General features: G+C 71.3%; 18 protein-coding genes. 14 read left to right on the forward strand and 4 right to left on the reverse strand.

Annotation, left to right across the window (positions count from 1 at the left end; genetic code table 11):
- Positions 1-429: 429 nt before the first annotated feature.
- Positions 430-810, reverse strand: coding sequence for a VOC family protein (locus ACZ7GX_RS01790; protein ID WP_498771696.1), 381 nt, complete (start codon positions 808-810; stop codon positions 430-432).
- A 185-nt stretch (positions 811-995) separates the two neighbouring features.
- Between ACZ7GX_RS01790 and clpB the strand changes: the two genes are divergently transcribed.
- The 6 genes from clpB to ACZ7GX_RS01820 all read left to right on the forward strand — a co-directional run bounded on the left by clpB (position 996) and on the right by ACZ7GX_RS01820 (position 7,319).
- On the forward strand, positions 996-3,578 hold the full coding sequence (gene clpB / locus ACZ7GX_RS01795) for an ATP-dependent chaperone ClpB (protein WP_498771698.1): 2,583 nt from the start codon (positions 996-998) through the stop codon (positions 3,576-3,578).
- A gap of 502 nt (positions 3,579-4,080) precedes the next feature.
- The gene (locus ACZ7GX_RS01800; protein WP_498771700.1) at positions 4,081-4,776 is read left to right on the forward strand and encodes a TtfA family protein; all 696 of its coding nucleotides are present in this window, start codon (positions 4,081-4,083) and stop codon (positions 4,774-4,776) included.
- Positions 4,773-5,552 (forward strand): SDR family NAD(P)-dependent oxidoreductase, encoded by a 780-nt coding sequence (locus tag ACZ7GX_RS01805; protein WP_498771702.1) that lies wholly within the window; start codon positions 4,773-4,775, stop codon positions 5,550-5,552. Before ACZ7GX_RS01800 ends, ACZ7GX_RS01805 begins: the two co-directional genes overlap by 4 nt.
- Positions 5,553-5,620: 68 nt before the next feature.
- Positions 5,621-5,974 carry a hypothetical protein gene (locus tag ACZ7GX_RS01810; RefSeq protein WP_498771704.1) on the forward strand — a complete coding sequence of 118 codons (354 nt, stop codon included), beginning with the start codon at positions 5,621-5,623 and terminating at the stop codon, positions 5,972-5,974.
- Positions 5,971-6,888 (forward strand): WXG100 family type VII secretion target, encoded by a 918-nt coding sequence (locus ACZ7GX_RS01815; protein WP_498771706.1) that lies wholly within the window; start codon positions 5,971-5,973, stop codon positions 6,886-6,888. The genes ACZ7GX_RS01810 and ACZ7GX_RS01815 overlap by 4 nt, the downstream gene beginning before the upstream one ends.
- The gene (locus ACZ7GX_RS01820) at positions 6,885-7,319 is read left to right on the forward strand and encodes a hypothetical protein (protein ID WP_498771708.1); all 435 of its coding nucleotides are present in this window, start codon (positions 6,885-6,887) and stop codon (positions 7,317-7,319) included. The genes ACZ7GX_RS01815 and ACZ7GX_RS01820 overlap by 4 nt, the downstream gene beginning before the upstream one ends.
- Before the next feature lie 354 nt (positions 7,320-7,673).
- On the opposite strand, the gene ACZ7GX_RS01825 is transcribed toward ACZ7GX_RS01820, so the two are convergent.
- Positions 7,674-8,243, reverse strand: coding sequence for a hypothetical protein (locus tag ACZ7GX_RS01825; protein ID WP_498771710.1), 570 nt, complete (start codon positions 8,241-8,243; stop codon positions 7,674-7,676).
- A 53-nt stretch (positions 8,244-8,296) separates the two neighbouring features.
- Between ACZ7GX_RS01825 and pyrE the strand changes: the two genes are divergently transcribed.
- From pyrE to ACZ7GX_RS01855, 6 genes are all read left to right on the forward strand, one after another.
- The gene (pyrE, locus tag ACZ7GX_RS01830) at positions 8,297-8,851 is read left to right on the forward strand and encodes an orotate phosphoribosyltransferase (RefSeq protein WP_498771976.1); all 555 of its coding nucleotides are present in this window, start codon (positions 8,297-8,299) and stop codon (positions 8,849-8,851) included.
- A 1-nt stretch (position 8,852) separates the two neighbouring features.
- Positions 8,853-9,545, forward strand: a complete 693-nt coding sequence (locus ACZ7GX_RS01835; protein WP_498771712.1) for a hypothetical protein — start codon at positions 8,853-8,855, stop codon at positions 9,543-9,545.
- 70 nt (positions 9,546-9,615) lie between these two features.
- A complete protein-coding gene (locus ACZ7GX_RS01840) occupies positions 9,616-10,005 on the forward strand; it encodes a DUF2784 domain-containing protein (protein WP_498771714.1) in 390 nt (129 codons plus the stop codon).
- Positions 10,006-10,211: 206 nt separating this feature from the next.
- Positions 10,212-11,057, forward strand: coding sequence for a hypothetical protein (locus ACZ7GX_RS01845; RefSeq protein ID WP_498771716.1), 846 nt, complete (start codon positions 10,212-10,214; stop codon positions 11,055-11,057).
- 363 nt (positions 11,058-11,420) lie between these two features.
- On the forward strand, positions 11,421-12,050 hold the full coding sequence (locus ACZ7GX_RS01850; protein WP_498771718.1) for a TrmH family RNA methyltransferase: 630 nt from the start codon (positions 11,421-11,423) through the stop codon (positions 12,048-12,050).
- 25 nt (positions 12,051-12,075) lie between these two features.
- Positions 12,076-13,149, forward strand: a complete 1,074-nt coding sequence (locus tag ACZ7GX_RS01855) for a glycoside hydrolase family 76 protein (protein ID WP_498771720.1) — start codon at positions 12,076-12,078, stop codon at positions 13,147-13,149.
- 19 nt (positions 13,150-13,168) lie between these two features.
- On the opposite strand, the gene ACZ7GX_RS01860 is transcribed toward ACZ7GX_RS01855, so the two are convergent.
- On the reverse strand, positions 13,169-14,125 hold the full coding sequence (locus tag ACZ7GX_RS01860; protein ID WP_498771723.1) for a LacI family DNA-binding transcriptional regulator: 957 nt from the start codon (positions 14,123-14,125) through the stop codon (positions 13,169-13,171).
- Between the two features lie 77 nt (positions 14,126-14,202).
- On the opposite strand from ACZ7GX_RS01860, the gene ACZ7GX_RS01865 reads away from it, so the two are divergent.
- Both ACZ7GX_RS01865 and ACZ7GX_RS01870 read left to right on the forward strand, forming a co-directional pair.
- Positions 14,203-15,027: a PfkB family carbohydrate kinase gene (locus ACZ7GX_RS01865; RefSeq protein WP_498771978.1), complete on the forward strand. Its 825-nt coding sequence runs from the start codon at positions 14,203-14,205 to the stop codon at positions 15,025-15,027.
- Positions 15,009-15,644, forward strand: a complete 636-nt coding sequence (locus tag ACZ7GX_RS01870) for a nucleoside/nucleotide kinase family protein (protein ID WP_498771725.1) — start codon at positions 15,009-15,011, stop codon at positions 15,642-15,644. The genes ACZ7GX_RS01865 and ACZ7GX_RS01870 overlap by 19 nt, the downstream gene beginning before the upstream one ends.
- Positions 15,645-15,648: 4 nt before the next feature.
- Here the strand turns inward: ACZ7GX_RS01870 and ACZ7GX_RS01875 are convergent, their stop codons facing one another.
- Positions 15,649-16,254: a DedA family protein gene (locus ACZ7GX_RS01875; RefSeq protein WP_498771729.1), complete on the reverse strand. Its 606-nt coding sequence runs from the start codon at positions 16,252-16,254 to the stop codon at positions 15,649-15,651.
- Between the last annotated feature and the right edge of the window lie 69 nt (positions 16,255-16,323).

Below are 16,323 nucleotides of genomic sequence, written 5' to 3' on the forward strand. Positions count from 1 at the left end.
GCAGTCTCCACGTTTCTGGCGGCGCCAGCAAGGGCGCTACGTCCTCGTCAAGCTTCCATCCCGACGAGGGGACACTAACCCGCCAACTGGCCGGTCGACTCCTTGATGCCACCTTCGAGTGCAGTGCGATTACGGACGGTCGCACAACGTTCCCGCGAACGGGTGGTCATTCCCTTCCACATATACCGAATCCAGCGCTTGCGGCCCACCGCCAGACGCACGACTCCTCAGGGGACGTGGGCCGGGTAACACGCCGGCCACGTCGGCGGGACGTCCGATCGGGGTTTACCGGCCGATGTTCACCCCAGTGGCGGCCGGCAGGCCGGCCTGGTGTGGTGGGCCGCAGTCGCCTGTGGATGCCCACCTGCGGATTGTGGACAACTCGCGGGCCGCTGTGGACAACCGGCTGCTACATGTGGGTGACCGGCCTCAGGCCTGCTCGGACCGCTCGGCTGCGCTGCGTTCAACGCAGAACTCGTTGCCCTCCGGGTCGGCCAGCACGACCCACCCCGTGCCGTCCGGCCGGCGCATGTCGGACACCAGCGCCGCCCCGATCCCGAGCAGTCGCTCCACTTCGGCGTCACGCGTCGTGTCGGGTTGGAGGTCGAGGTGGACCCGGTTCTTCACGGTCTTGGGCTCGGGCACCTGGATGAACAGCAACCCGGGCCCGCCGGGCACCGCGACCAGGGCTTCGGGGTCACCCGGGAAGTCGTGTTCGGAGACCGGCAGGCCGGTCACCTTGCTCCAGAAGCCGGCCAGCTCGTAGGCGTTCGCGCAGTCGAAGGTGATGTGGTGCACCAGTGAGGTCATGCGCAGATCGTCGCGGTGGGAGTCGACCGGACGCACCCGAGTTTCGGCAGGGCACGCCGCCGTGGCCCACACCACACGATTCCACTAGGTTGAGCGGAACTGGCTCAACTTTTCTGACGTTGACCTGAGTGATGGCCGGTGGCGCACGCCGGCCCCTTGCGCACGAACACCGACCGAGGTGAGGAATGGACGCTTTCAACCCGACCACGAAGACGCAACAGGCCGTGTCCGCCGCCGTGCAGGCGGCGACCATCGCGGGCAACCCCGACGTCGGCCCGGTCCACCTCCTCGGCGCGCTCCTGGCCCAGGGCGACGGCCTGACCGCGCCCCTGCTCTCCGCCGTCGGCGCGGACCCGAAGCAGGTGCACAAGGAGCTGGAGCAGCTGACCAGGGCGCTGCCCGCGGCCAGCGGGTCGTCCGTGTCGGCGCCCCAGTTCTCCCGCGACGCGGTCCGCGTGCTGAGCAAGGCGCAGGAACTCGCCACCGAGATGGGTGACGAGTACGTGTCGACCGAGCACCTGCTGGTCGGCCTCGCCCACCACGGCGGCCAGGTCGCCGACCTGCTGCGCCGCCACGGCGCGCACCCCGAGGCGCTGAAGGAGGCGTTCGGCAAGGTCCGCGGCTCGGCGCGGGTCACCAGCCCGGACCCGGAGGGCACCTACAAGGCGTTGGAGAAGTACGGCGTCGACCTGACCGAACGCGCGCGCAAGGGCGAGCTGGACCCGGTCATCGGCCGCAACACCGAGATCCGCCGCGTGGTGCAGGTGCTGTCGCGCCGCACGAAGAACAACCCGGTGCTGATCGGCGAGCCGGGCGTCGGCAAGACCGCCATCGTGGAGGGCCTGGCCCAGCGGATCATCGCGGGCGACGTGCCCGAGAGCCTGCGCGGGAAGAAGGTCGTCGCGCTCGACCTCGGCTCGATGGTGGCCGGCGCGAAGTACCGCGGCGAGTTCGAGGAGCGGCTGAAGGCCGTGCTCAAGGAGATCACCGACTCCGCGGGCCAGGTCGTCACGTTCATCGACGAGCTGCACACGATCGTGGGCGCGGGCGCGACCGGCGAGTCCGCCATGGACGCCGGCAACATGATCAAGCCCATGCTGGCCCGCGGCGAGCTGCGCATGGTCGGCGCGACCACGTTGGACGAGTACCGCGAGCACATCGAGAAGGATGCCGCCCTGGAACGCCGCTTCCAGCAGGTCCTCGTCGGCGAGCCGTCGGTCGAGGACACGATCGGCATCCTGCGCGGCCTCAAGGACCGCTACGAGGTGCACCACGGCGTGCGCATCACCGACGCCGCCCTGGTCGCCGCCGCGACCCTGTCCGACCGGTACATCACCGCCCGCTTCCTGCCCGACAAGGCCATCGACCTGGTGGACGAGTCCGCGTCCCGGCTGCGCATGGAGATCGACTCCCGCCCGGTCGAGATCGACGAGGTGGAACGCGCCGTGCGCCGGCTGGAGATCGAGGAGATGGCGCTGGCCAAGGAGTCGGACCCGGCCTCGGTGGAACGCCTGGCCGCGCTGCGCGCCGAGCTGGCCGAGCAGCGCGAGGACCTGTCCGGGCTGACGGCTCGCTGGCAGAACGAGAAGGGCTCGATCGAGAAGGTCCGCGACCTCAAGGAGCAGCTGGAGCAGCTGCGCGGTGAGTCGGAGCGGGCCGAGCGCGACGGCGACCTCGGCCGGGCCGCCGAGCTGCGGTACGGGCGCATCCCGGCGTTGGAGAAGGAGCTGGAGGCGGCCACCCGCACCACCCAGGACGCCGCCGTGATGCTGAAGGAGGAGGTCGGGCCGGACGACGTGGCCGACGTGGTCTCCGCGTGGACGGGCATCCCGGCGGGCCGGCTGCTCGAAGGCGAGACGGCGAAGCTGCTGCGCATGGAGGACGAGCTGGCCAAGCGCGTGGTCGGCCAGGCCGAGGCGGTGCGGGTCGTGTCGGACGCGGTGCGGCGCACCCGTGCGGGCGTGGCGGACCCGGACCGGCCGACCGGCTCGTTCCTGTTCCTCGGCCCGACCGGCGTCGGCAAGACGGAGCTGGCGAAGGCGCTGGCGGAGTTCCTGTTCGACGACGAGCGGGCGATGATCCGGATCGACATGAGCGAGTACTCCGAGAAGCACTCGGTGGCCCGCCTGGTCGGCGCGCCTCCCGGGTACGTCGGCTACGACCAGGGTGGGCAGCTGACCGAGTCGGTCCGCCGCCGCCCGTACTCGGTCGTGCTGCTGGACGAGGTCGAAAAAGCTCACCCGGACGTGTTCGACGTGCTGCTGCAGGTGCTCGACGACGGCAGGCTCACCGACGGCCAGGGCCGCACGGTCGACTTCCGCAACACCATCCTGGTGCTGACCTCGAACCTCGGCTCGCACGTCATCGCGGACGCAACCCTGGACGAGCGGCAGCGCAACGACGCCGTCATGTCGATCGTGCGGACGCACTTCAAGCCGGAGTTCCTCAACCGGCTGGACGACGTCGTGGTGTTCCACTCGCTGGCCACCGAGGAGCTGACGTCCATCGTGGACATCCAGGTGGATCGGCTGGGGCAGCGCCTGTCGCAGCGGCGGCTGACCCTGGACGTCACCCCGGCCGCGCGCGAGTGGCTGGCGCTGAACGGCTTCGACCCGGTGTACGGGGCCCGGCCGTTGCGGCGGCTGGTGCAGTCGTCCATCGGCGACCAGCTGGCGAAGGAGCTGCTGGCGGGCGAGGTGCGTGACGGTGACACGGTGAAGGTCGAGGTGCTGGACGACCACTCGGGCCTGATCGTCGGCAAGGCCTGATCCCGGCGCGCTCGACGTTCGCCCCAGGTCGGCGGGACGCGCTCGGTGCAGCCGGGACAACCGGCTCCCGAGCGCTCCCGCCGCCTCACGACCTGACCACGCCCGCCGCCCGCCGCTCCGTAGCGTTCCGTCCGGGAGTCCGGGAGTCCGGGAGTCCGGGAGTCCGGGAGTCCGGAGGTCGGGTGGTTCCGCTGTCCGGCGTTCCGCCGTTCCGCGTTCGCCCGCGTTCCGCGGTCTCTCGTTCGGAGCTCGCTCCGCAGGGGTCCCCGACCGGGGGATCCCCGATTTTTACTCTGCCGGCCGGGACCGACACCGGGTGGGTGGTCGGGGCGTGCCTGTGGACAACGCTGTGGCCTGTGGATAAGTAGTGGCCGGCCGTCGTCGGACGTGCCTGAGCCGCCGCCGCGCCCTACCGGCGAGACGGGTAACAGCTTGATCCGTTTGCGCGACCCACGCCCCAAGTGATCTTCGTTTGTTCATCGCCGCCCGCTACTCTCGCACCGTGGGCATACCGGCGTGGGTCTGGTTCACCGTCGCCGCGGTAGCGGGCGTCGCGGGGTTCGCCCTGCTCGCGACCGACCGGGCACAGCGAACCGCGCGAAACCGCGAACGCCGCCGCTGGGCGGCGCTGCGCGGCTGGCAGTTCGAGGAGACCGACCACGTGCTGCCCACCCGCTGGGAGAGCGGCGCGATCGCCTACTACGGCGTCGGCGTGGCCAAGGACGTCGTCGCCGGCTCCACCTTCACCGCCGACGGCCGCCGCCAGGTCTACGTGCTCGACCACGAGACCGGCGGCAAGGTCAACTCCGTGCTCGTCGGCGTGCGCTGCCGCCGGGCGTTGCCCGTGGTCATCGAGCTGTGGCTGCCCAGCGTGCCGTTCCAACGCGACCAGATGCCCGACCTGCTCGGACCGGTCGGCTCGCGGTACGCGTTCGTCAGCGAGCTGCCCGCCGCGCGCAAGCTCATCAACCCGGACCTGGTCGACGCCGCCGAGGAGATCGGCGGTGACGTCACCGTAGTCTGGCTGGAGAACGACTGGGTGCTCGCCGCCGCACCGCCCAACTCCACCCCCGCCCGCCTGGAACGGCTGCTGCGCGACCTCGGCGAACTGGCCGACGTGATCGACCCGTTCGAGGCCGACCCCGAGTCCGACACCGGTGGCGAGGTCCACCGCCCGCAGTTCGGGCGCAAGCCGTGACGCCGCCGACCGCCCTGGTGACGGGCGCGTCGTCGGGCATCGGCGCCGCGTTCGCCCGCAGGCTCGCCGCCGAGGGCCACGACCTGGTGCTCGTCGCCCGCGACGAACGGCGGCTGGAGGAGACGGCGGCCAAGCTGCGCGCCGCGCACGGCATCACCGCCGAGGTGCTGCCCGCCGACCTGGCCACCGACGCCGGCCGGACCGAGGTCGCCGACTTCCTCGCCGAACGCGAGGTCGACCTGCTGGTCAACAACGCGGGCTTCGCGATCTCGAACGAGTTCTTCACCGCCGACCCGCTCGAACTGCAGTCCCAGCTGGACGTGAACGTGACGAGCGTGCTGCGGCTGACCCGCGCGGCGCTGCCGGGGATGGTGGCGCGCGGGCGCGGCGCGGTGGTCAACGTGTCCAGCGTGGCGGGCTTCCTGCCCGGCCGCGGCACGACCTACAGCGCCGACAAGGCGTGGGTGACCGCGTTCTCCGAGGGCATGGCGATGGCCACGGCGGGCACGGGCGTGCGCGTGATGGCGTTGTGCCCGGGTTTCGTGCGCACCGAGTTCCACCAGCGGGCGAAGATCGACATGTCCGCCACGCCCGACGTGCTCTACCTCGACGCCGACCGGGTGGTGCACGACGGCCTCGCCGACCTGCGCGCGGGCAAGCCGGTGTCCGTGCCGGGCGCCCAGTACAAAGCCATCACGGTGTTGGTGCGGCTGGTTCCGCGCGCGCTGGTCAGGCGGATAGCCTCCCGCGCGGCGGGCGGACGAGGACGCACTTAGAAGAGCCGGGAACCCGAACCCGGTCCGGTCCGTCCCACTCCACTAGTTGGAACAGGGAGGAACCGTCCATGGGCGAACAGTTCAGCGTGGAGCCGCCCGAGCTCCGCGGCTACGGCGAGTTGCTGAGCCGCAACGCGCAGCACTTCATGACGATCAAGGACCACGCGATCTCCAAGGGCGGCGACACCTCGGGGTTCACCGGTCTGCTCTCGCTGCTGCAGCCCATCGTGACGGGCGTGGCCTCCCTGTACGGGGAGACCCTCGACTTCGCGAACCAGATGATGGTCAAGGAGGCGGAGAGCCTCAACAAGGCCGCCGACATGTACGAGAAGAACGAAGAGATGGTGATGAGCGTCCTCGACCGGGTGCTGTCCCAGCTCCACGCCGTGGCCGAGGCGCCGTCGCTCGGAGGTGGCCGGTGACCGCGTACGCGGACGTCGAAGACCCGTCGGCCGCGCTCAGCGCCGCCGCGGAGGACCGGCCCGGCCGGCAGTCGACCAAGGAGCTCATCGAGAAGGCCGGCTGGAAGATCCAGGGCGTCAACTGGATCTACGAGAAGGTCACCGGCGAGAACCTGCTCGACGCGCTGATCAAGCCGCTGCTCGGCGACTTCGAGAAGATCGACGAGAACGCCAACGCGTGGGACCGGGTCGCCAAGGCGCTCGACTCCGTGCGGCACAACGTGGACGCGGGCGCCGAGCAGCTGTCGTCGCACTGGGACGGTGACGCGGCGAAGGCGTTCGAGACGCGCATGGGCACCATGTGGGTGATCGCCATCGAGGCGGACTCGCAGGTCGCGCGGATCATCGGCAACCAGTTCCGGTCCACGGCCAGCACCTGCCGCACGGCGTGCGGCCTCGCGTTGACGTTGCTGGACATGCTGGTCGGCAAGCTGATGGAAGCCGCGATGACGGCGTGGATCCCGGTCGTCGGCTGGGGCCGCGCGGTGTGGATGGTCTACGACGCGATCCAGATCGTGGACGCCATCCGCAAGATCATCATCTCCATCCAGACGCTGATCGAGGGCGTCCAGGGCATGATCGACGGCATCGTCGCCATGGGCACCGCGCTGTCCAAGCTGAAGGACGTGCGCGACGTCAGCGACCTGCTCGACGTGGTCGACGGGTACCAGGACGGCAAGGAGAAGTACGACAACGGCGTGGCCGCGGCGAAGTCCGGGGCGATCGGTGTCGGGTTGGGCGCGTACGGCCTGGGCAAGGCGGGCAACGCGGCGAACGGCCGCTACAACCAGCCGCCACCCACATCACCGGCGCCCGCTCCGGCCGGCGCGAGTTCGGGCTCCGGGTCGGGTTCCGGCGGAGGTGATGGGCAGTGACGTTCCCGTACGACAAGGCGAAGCTGGACGCGCTGGTCGCCGACGTCGAGAAGCGGATGGCGAACGTCGAGGAGACCGCGCGGGCGGCGAGCCAGGTGCAGCTGCGGTCGCGCGGGCTGACGCAGGCGGACTTCGCCGAGATCTCGCGGTTCGCCAACAGCCCCGGTGCGCCTCGTGAGCTGAAGGAGCTGGCGCGGCGGGTCGACGCGGGTGAGATGTCCTGGGAGGACATCGCGTCCGGGCGGGCCGTGGACGACGAGGGGGTGCAGCGCGCTCTGCAGACCGGTGTGCCGGACCTGCAGCGCGCGTACACGGCGATCCAGGAGGGCAACGACCCGGAGGACGTCGTCTCGGCGGGTTCGTCGCGGCCGGGTGGTCGCCGCGACGATGACGACGACGAGCCGAACAAGTTCACCGAGGACGCCTGGTAGACGAGGTGTGGTCAGGCCTGAGGCCGAGGGCTCCGCGGAGTTGTCCACAGGCGCCGGCCTGACCACCTCGAATTGTCTGACCTCAGGGGCAGAATAAAAGCAGGGGTCCCCTTGGCGGGGACGCCTGCGTAGCTCCGGCGGTGCACGAGCCGGGGTTCGTCCGACCGCGGACGAGCCCAGGTGAGTCCGATGGTGACGAACCGGGCACGGCGGATGGTGCACCAGCCCGGTGGGTCCGCGGTGGACGAGTCTGGGTGAGTCGGGCGGTGGACGAGTCCGGCTGAGTCCGGAAGCGGCACGGAGTGCGGTGCGTCGGTCGGCGCCGGGGCTGGACGCGCGCCGGTCAGTTCGAGCTCAGGTCAACGTGGGGAAGTCGAACCCGCCGGCACTGGTGTGGTTCGTCCCCACCCCGCGCACCACGTCGTACGCCACGGCCGCCGCGATCGCCAGCGAGCGGACCGGGTCCGGCGTGCCCGGCCGGATGCTCAGCACGTCCCGCCGCACGCGCCGCCCGTCCCGCTTCGCGATCGCGCCCGGGCTGAACGACGCCACCTCGTGCAGCAGGCACAGCCGCTGCCCGGCCGCGTCGAGCAGGCCGTAAGCGCCGTGCCCCTCGTGCCGCACGGAGCCGACCACGGACCCGTCCGGCCACGTCACGCGCGTCGGCGGCTTGCCGGACCCCTTGCGGATCAGCAGCAGCTGCCGCCCGCGGTCGGCCAGGGCGAGGTCGAAGGTCGTCCGGCCGGAGAACGCGGTGGCGCGCAACAACTTCCGCAGCGGCCCGAGGAACCGGCGCTCCGAGACCGACGCGACCAACGCGCCGCCGCCGTCGTAGACGTCGTTTCGGTACCTGGTGCCCAGCAGGTGGCGCAGCACGCCCCAGGGCTGCTCGATGATCAAGGTGTCGGTGCCGGGAAGGGTCACGGTGTGCCAGCGTACGGCGCGGTATGACACTCTTGGCAGCCGTGCGAACTGAAGTGGTCCTGGACGCCGCGGCGAAGGCCGAGCTGGCGCGGTTGGTGAGCGAGTTGGCCGTGGTGCACGGCAAGGTGACGCTGTCCTCGGGAGCCGAGGCCGACTACTACATCGACCTGCGCCGGGCGACGCTGCACCACGCCGCGTCACCCCTGATCGGCAAGCTGCTCCGGCAGCTCACCGCCGACTGGGACTACGTGGCCGCGGGCGGGTTGACGTTGGGCGCGGACCCGGTGGCGTGCGCGATGATGCACGCCGCCGCGAACGCGGGCGAGGTGCTGGACGCGTTCGTCGTGCGCAAAGCGGCCAAGCAGCACGGCATGCAGCGGCGCATCGAGGGCATCGAGGTCGCCGGGCAGCGGGTGCTGGCGGTCGAGGACACCTCCACCACCGGTGGCAGCGTGCTGACCGCCGTCGAGGCACTGCGCGAGCAGGGCGCCACGGTGGTCGGCGTCGCGACGGTCGTCGACCGCGGCACGGGCGCGCGCGAGGTGATCGAGGAGGCCGGGCTGCCGTACCGGTACCTGCTGGACCTGGCCGACCTGGGCCTGGCCTGACATGGCCGGCGCCCTGGTCCTGCTGCTGGTGATCGTGGCGATCCTGGGCGTCGGGGTCGCCGTGGGGTTGTCGCGCCGCAAGCGGAACCCGTTCACGAACCAGCAGTTCGTGAACCAGTGGGAGCAGCAGATGCGGGCGCTGGAGGCGTCCCTGGGGTGGCGGTTCGTCGCCGAGGACCAGGGCTTCCAGGAACGCGTGCCGCAGGTCGGGCGGATGCTGGAGGCCGACCGGAGCCGGGTGAAGTTCCAGCTCGTCGGCCACTGGCGCGGGGTGCCCGTGCTGGCCGTGGAGGTGGTGTTCCGCGCGGACAACGTGGTCACGTCGGAGTACCGCACCTACGCGGTGGTGGTCGTGCCGCGCCCGATGCCGGGGCCGTGGGTGCTGATCAGCCCGCGCGAGGACAGCGTGTGGGGGTTGTTCGAGCAGTTCGTGGAGACCGGCGACCCGGCGTTCGACGCGCGCTACGAGGTGCGCCGCCGCAACCCCGCGTTCGCCTCGGCGCTGCTCGCCTCCGGCCTCACGCAGGCCCTGTTGCAGGACCCGCGGGCGAACGGCGTGGCGATCGCGTTCGACGAGCACAACCTCGCCGCCGCCGTGCCGGGCCCGCTGCTGCAGGCCCCGCTCGCCCACCTGGCCGACCTGCTGCTGGACGTGGCGGGCCGGGTGCCGTGGCAGGCGCTGCCCCGGGGCTGAACCCGGGGTGCCCGTAATTGGCGGGCACGTGATCCCTTGGCGGCCTACTGTGGGAAGCAGGGAGGTCGCTATGGTCGCGCACGCTTTAGCCGAGCTGGTCATGGTGGTGCACTTCGCCGTCCTGCTCTTCCTGGTGGTCGGCGGGTTCCTGGCCTGGCGGTGGCCGAGGGTGCTGTACTTCCACCTGGCGATGGCGACCTGGGGCCTGCTGATCGTCCTGTTCCCGCTCGCCTGCCCCCTCACGTGGCTGGAGAACGAGCTCCGCGCCGCCGCCGGGCGACCCCAGCTCGCGAACGGCTTCATCGACACCTACATCGACGGCGTCCTCTACCCGGACTCCGCGGCACGCCTGGTGCAGGTGCTCGTGGCGGTCGTCGTGCTGGTCTCGTGGACCGGTTACTACCTCAAACGACGCGATGAACAGGCCTGTAATTCAGTGCAGTTCACCAATCAGCGATAAAGCGGCCATTCGTCCCTCACCGGGGTGGCCTAATCGCCCGACCCGTCCGTACCAATCTCATTTCCAGGGCTGTCCGGTGCCTTACCCTTCAGCTATGGGTCGGGGAAGGGCGGTCGGCGATGGGGGTGGCTCGGGCAAGTCTTGACGTTCGCGAACCGGTGCACCGGGCAAGGCGCAGGACGCCGGCCTCGGCGGTCGGTCAGCGGTTGCGCGATTACGTGGTCTACACGCCGATCCTGGGACCGGTGGAGGGCGGGGCGGCTCTCGCGCTGGTCGGCGGCTTCACGGCCGCCGCCGCGGGGCACGGGTACGTGCGAACCGCGGGGCTGGCACTGGTGGCGGGTGCCATTGCGGTCGTGTTCGCGATGCTCGTGGTCAACCGCGTGGTGTGGCGCGGTCGGGACGTCCTGGAACGCAGGCTGTTGTTGGAGTACTGCGACCGGCTGGAAAAGGTCCACGGCCAGAAATGGTCGGTGAAGAGCTGGGTGCAGGAAGTCGACATCCAGCCGAACGGCGACGTGCGGCAGCGCATTTCGTTCACCGTCGTCGCGCTGTGCGAGGTGCTGTACTTCTGCACGTTCCACGACCGCGTCAACTGGAACTGGCCCAAGCGCCACCGGCGCCGGGTGCAGGCTCACGTGCGCAGCGTGGAGGTCCGCGGCGAGGGCGGGACCAGGTACGACTTCACCACGTCGTGGCTGGACAACGGCGTGCTGAAGATGGTCGTCCACCTCCACGAGAGGGTCCCGCGCGGCGGGGAGGTGAGCCTTTCCGTGGACATGTTCTGGCCCGCGAAGTGCCTGCCGTTGATGCGCGGCGACCGGGCGGACGAGTTCCTGACCTCGTTCGCGGAGCCGGTGCCGTTCGCGCAGTACGTGATTCGGCTCCCCGTCGGCGAACGGGCGTCATTCGACAAGATCGGGATGCTCACCGAGCAGGACGACTACGCGCTCACCAGGGAGCTGAACCAGGCCGGGCAGCCGGAAACGACGCTGACGGTGCGGAACCTGCCCGCCTACCGGAAGTTCGGCGTGCGGTTGGACTTGGCATGACGGGCCCGATATCGCGGAGTGGGCCCGTCACCGGCGGTCCGACGTCACTTGTCGGTGTTGCCGCCGCTGCCGCTTTCCCCACCTGCGACCACGAGGGTTTTTCCTGTTCTGCTCATCGACCGCGCTAAGCTGCCGTACCGGTATTCCTGTCGAGCTGGAATCTGGCCATCATGCCGCAAGACGGGAGATCGGCAAAATGCGAGCACCGCTCGTACTTGAATCCCGGTCGGTCGGACGCATCAGGGTACCCGCCCGGCTCTCGGCTTGGTCGTGCCAGTAGGGGTGAGTCATCATCCCGGCATGTCGGTAGTGGTCCTCGAAGGGTTTCACGCGGTCAAGCACGCGGTTCGGTTCGGTGGATCGGTGGGGACCGTGGTGGTGCTCGACCGGGAGAGGGCGGTGGCGCTCGCGAGGTCCCACGCGCCCGACCTCGTGGACGTCTTCGAGCGGGCGCGGGTGGTGGGGGCGCCGGAGTTCGAGAAGGTGATCGGGCGGTCGCACCCGACCGGGGTCGGAGGGCTCGCCGAACGGCCCGTGGTCGAGTGGGGGCGGGCTGCGCGCGGTGCGCCGCTGGTGCTGCTGGACAACCCGCGCAACCTCGGCAACTTCGGCGCGGTGATCCGGGTGGCGGCCGGGCTCGGTGCGGGTGGGGTGGTGTCGCTCGGCGACGTCGACCCGTGGCACCCGAACGTGCTGCGCGGCAGCGCCGGGTTGCACTTCGCGCTGCCCGTCGGCCGGCTCGACGGGATCGACGACGTCCGCGGCACGGTGATCGCGTTCGACGCCGACGGCCGGGAGCTGCGCGACGTGCGGATCCCCGACGACGCCGTGCTGGCCTTCGGCTCGGAGCGGCACGGGCTCTCGCCCGAGGTGCGGGCACGGGCGGACCTGGTGGTCTCGCTGCCCATGCGGCCGAAGGTGTCGAGCTACAACCTGACCACGAGCGTCGCCATGGGGCTCTACCACTGGGAACTGTTCCGGCGAGCTTCTTGAACGGTTCAGTCGGCAGGCTGGTGAGGTGACGTCACCACCGAAGCTCCTCGCCGCGCGCGCCGGTGTCGCCGAGCGCGCGGTCGAGTCCCGGCACCTGCGTCGGGTCTGGGGAGTTCCGGGCACGGCCCTCGGCGCGGTCGCCTGGCCGCCCGGTTGGCCCGCCCGGCTGCACGTCCGGTTCGGCTACTGGTGGCAGGCGCACCTGCTGGACTGCGTCCTGGACGCCCAGCTCCGCTCGCCGAAGGCCGCGCGGGTGGCGTTGGTGCAGCGGCTCGTGCGCGGCATCCGGGTGCGCAACCTGGTCGGCTGGACCAACGACTACTACGACGACGTGGCGTGGCTCGGCCTCGCGCTGCTGCGCGCCGAACGGGAAGTCGGGATCGCCAGGCCGAAGGCCATCGCCACGATCGCCGACCGCCTGCGCGAGGGCTGGACCGACCACGGCGGCGGCGGCATCTGGTGGCGGCGCGACGACGACTTCAAGAACGTGCCCGCCAACGGTCCGGCGGCGATCCTGTTCGCCCGGCTCGGCGCGCGGGCCGACCTCGGCCGCGCCCGGTCCGTCGTCGACTGGATCGAGGACAACCTGGCGGACCCGGAGACCGGCCTGGTGTGGGACGGGCTGCACGTGCACCCCGACGGCACGGTCCGCGAGGTCGAGAAGAACCTCTACACCTACTGCCAGGGCGTGGTGCTCGGCGCGTGCGTGGAGCTGGGAGGCCGCTACCAGGACAAGGCGGCGCGGATCATCGACGCCGTCGACAAGCACCTGGCCACCGACGGCGTCCTGCGCGGGCACGGCGGCGGCGACGGCGGCCTGTTCAGCGGCATCCTCACCCGCTACCTGGCGCAGGCCGCGCTGCGGCTCGACCGGCCCGAGGCGGCCCGCGCGGCGGACCTCGTGTTCGCCTCGGCGAACGCCGTGTGGGCGAACCGGACGGCGGTGGTGAGCGGACCGCTGTTCGGCCCGGAGTGGTCCGAGCCCGCGGTCAGGGGCGGCGGTCCGGAGCGCGACCTGTCCGTCCAGCTCGGCGGGTGGATGGCGCTGGAGGCCGCCGCCCTGCTGGAGCGCGACGGGATCTCGCCGTCACGGAGCTGAGCCTCACGGCGCCGAGCCGTCAGTGGCAGCCGCACGACCGCCGGTGCCGCAGCACGGGCGGCAGCCGGATCGTCTCCGGCGCCCGCTCCGGGTCCTCGATGCGGGACAGCAGCAGCCGCACCGCCGTGCGCCCGATCTCCTCCACCGGCTGCGCCATCGACGTCAGCGGCGGGTCGACCAGCTCGGCCCACTCCACCTCGTCGTAGGTCACCAGCGCCAGCTCCGACCCGATCCGCACACCCCGGGCCCGCGCCGTGCGCAGCACGTCCACCAGCACCTGGTGGTCGCTCACCACCACGCCCGAGACCTGCCCGAGCAGCGGCTCCAACGACGGCCGCACGAGGTCCTCGTCCCACGCGAGTCCCGCCCGGCCGAGCCCGAGCCGGTAGCCGAGCACGCGCTCGTCCGTGGTCGCGAGCCCCGGCTGGCCGGACACCAGCCCGATCCGCCGGTGGCCCAGCTCCGCCAGGTGCCGGACCAGCGTGGACGTGGCCTGCACGTTCTCCGGGCCGACCTGGTCGACGTCCTTCGCCACGGTCAGCCGGTCCACCAGCACCGTCGGCACGCCCAACCGGCGCAGCTCGGGCAGCGCGGCCGAGCCGGACGTCGGCGTGAGCAGCACCCCGTCCACCCGCCGTGAGCGGAGCATCCGCACCGCGGCCTGCTCGGACTCGGCGGTGTCGCGGGTGTCGATGAGCACGAGCGTGTAACCCGACCTGGTGGCCTCGCCCTCGATCGCCGCGATCAGCTCGGCGAAGTACGGGTGCGAGACCAGCGACACCGCGAGGCCGAGGGACTTCGTGCCGCCGGTGACGAGGGAGCGCGCGATGGCGTCGCCGGTGTAGCCGGTCTCCTCGATCGCCTTGAGCACCCGTTCCCTGGTCGCCGAAGCGACCGACCTGGTCTCGTTGATCACGTGTGAGACCGTGGTGATGGAGACGCCGGCGAGACTGGCGACCTCCCGCATGGTGACCATGGACTCGTCCCCGTTCGGGCTGGCGCAAGCGATTGCGTGGGGACTTTACCTGGTAGGAGGGACGTGCCGTGGCTTCTGTGCTGTGTGTCGGGCTGACGACCGTCGACGTGAGCCAGCGGGTGGCCGAGTTCCCCGTCCCCGGCCAGAAGGTGCAGTCGCTCGGCGTGCACCTGGCGCCCGGCGGTCCGGCGGCGAACGCGGCGCGCGCGGTGGCCGCGCTGGGGCACCGGGCCGTGCTGCTGACCGCGCTGGGCGGCGAGCTCGGCGACTTCGCGCTGGCCCGGCTGCACCCGGTGGAGGTGCGCTCGGTCGGCGCCGGCGGTCCGGCGCTGAGCATGGTCGCGGTGCGCGAGCGCGACGGCGAGCGGACCGTGATCTCGCGCAACGCCGTCGGGTTCGCCGCCGACGTCGCCGTGGACCCGGCGCTGGTGGAGGCGGCGGACGTGGTGCTGGTGGACGGCCACCTCGGCCCGCTCGCCCTCTGGGCCGCCCGGCACGCGAGACGCCTCGGCGTGCCCGTGGTGCTGGACGCGGGCAGCTGGAAACCCGTGCTGGACGACCTGCTGCCGCTGGTGGACGTGGCCGCGTGCTCGGCCGCGTTCGAGCTGTCGGAGGCCGAGCTGCACGCCAGGGGCGTGCCGCTGGTGATCCGCACGCACGGCCCGCGTCCCGTCACCTGGTCGCGTGGTGGTGCCACCGGCTCGCAACCGGTACCTGTTGTCGAGGCACGCGACACCAACGGCGCGGGCGACGTGTGGCACGGTGCGCTGGCGGTCGCGGTCGCCGAGGGCCTGGCGGTGGACGACGCCGTCCGGTCCGCGAACGAGGTCGCCGCGGTGCGGGTGCGCCACACCGCGTGGGACTGGGTGGAGGAGCTGGGACGGTGGCGGGACAGCGGGTGAAGTTCGACGAGCTGGTCGACCGGGCGCGGCTGCTGGTGGACACCGGTGAGCGCAAGCTCCTCGGCATCGGCGGCGCGCCGGGCTCGGGCAAGTCGACGTTGGCGCGCCGGCTGGTGGACGCGCTGGGCGAGGACGCCGCCCTGGTCGGCATGGACGGCTTCCACCTGGCCCAGCGCGAGCTGGACCGGCTGGGCATCGCCGACCGCAAGGGCGCGCCGGACACGTTCGACGTCCCCGGCTACGTCGACCTGCTCGGGCGGCTGAAGGCGTGCGGGCCCGACGTGGTGTACGCGCCGGAGTTCCGCCGCGAGCTCGAGGAGCCGATCGCGTGCGCGGTGCCGGTCGACCCGGCCGTGCCGCTGGTCGTCACCGAGGGCAACTACCTGCTGATGCAGTACGACAAGTGGAAGCGCGTGCGGGTCGTGCTGGACGAGGCGTGGTTCCTGATGGTCGACGAGGGCCTGCGGGTGGCGCGGCTGATCGACCGGCACGTCCGGTACGGGCGGTCGGTGGAGGACGCGAGCGAACGCGTGCTGCACGGCACCGACCACGTGAACGCGCTCATGGTGAACGCGTCCAAGTCCGCCGCCGACCTCGTGATCACGGAGGTGCTGTGAGGCGTTACGACGCCGCGGTGACCTCTTCGTCCACCGGCTTCTTCATCTCCTGCCGGTACCGGTAGAAGCCGTAGGCGGTGCCGAAGACGAAGAACGCGATGCTCACGACGACCGCGACCGTCTCCAGCCACGGCACGGCGGTCAGCAGGCCCGCGCCGTAGTAGCCGGCCAGCACCAGCGTCGGCACCCACGCGATCGCGCCGATGGTCGTGGCCAGCATGAACCGCTTCGAGTCCATCCGCGCCGCGCCCGCGATCATCGGCGCCAGCGTGCGGACCCAAGGGATCCACCGGGCCAGCACGACCGCCCAGAAGCCTCGTCGGTCGAGGAAGTCGCGGGCCTTGGCGAGGTTCTCCTTGTTGAGGACCTTGCCGCCGCGGCGGGCCAGCAGGCGGGTGCCGGTGTGCCGGCCGATGTAGTAGCCGATCTGGTTGCCGACGACGGCCACCGCGAGCGCGGCCCCCGACAGCAGCCAGGCGGACAGCTCGGCCTCGTGGGACGCGAGCACCACACCGGCGGCGAACAGCAGCGAATCGCCGGGCAGGAACAGGCCGAAGATGAAGGCGCACTCGAAGAAGATGAAGCTCAGCGTGATCAGCCACACGGCCATCGGGCCTGCGGAGTCGAGCTGAACGAATGCGACAGTCTCGGACGTTGCGGACAACACCACGCCATGCAG

The sequence above is a fragment of the Actinosynnema sp. NPDC037264 genome (assembly GCF_055603705.1).

Bases quoted from the DNA above. Each gene is read 5' to 3' on its own strand.
- ACZ7GX_RS01790 (WP_498771696.1), bottom strand. From the start codon at position 810: ATGACCTCACTGGTGCACCACATCACCTTCGACTGCGCGAACGCCTAC.
- clpB (WP_498771698.1), top strand. From the start codon at position 996: ATGGACGCTTTCAACCCGACCACGAAGACGCAACAGGCCGTGTCCGCC.
- ACZ7GX_RS01810 (WP_498771704.1), top strand. From the start codon at position 5,621: ATGGGCGAACAGTTCAGCGTGGAGCCGCCCGAGCTCCGCGGCTACGGC.
- ACZ7GX_RS01835 (WP_498771712.1), top strand. From the start codon at position 8,853: ATGGCCGGCGCCCTGGTCCTGCTGCTGGTGATCGTGGCGATCCTGGGC.
- ACZ7GX_RS01840 (WP_498771714.1), top strand. From the start codon at position 9,616: ATGGTCGCGCACGCTTTAGCCGAGCTGGTCATGGTGGTGCACTTCGCC.
- ACZ7GX_RS01860 (WP_498771723.1), bottom strand. From the start codon at position 14,125: ATGGTCACCATGCGGGAGGTCGCCAGTCTCGCCGGCGTCTCCATCACC.
- ACZ7GX_RS01875 (WP_498771729.1), bottom strand. From the start codon at position 16,254: ATGGCCGTGTGGCTGATCACGCTGAGCTTCATCTTCTTCGAGTGCGCC.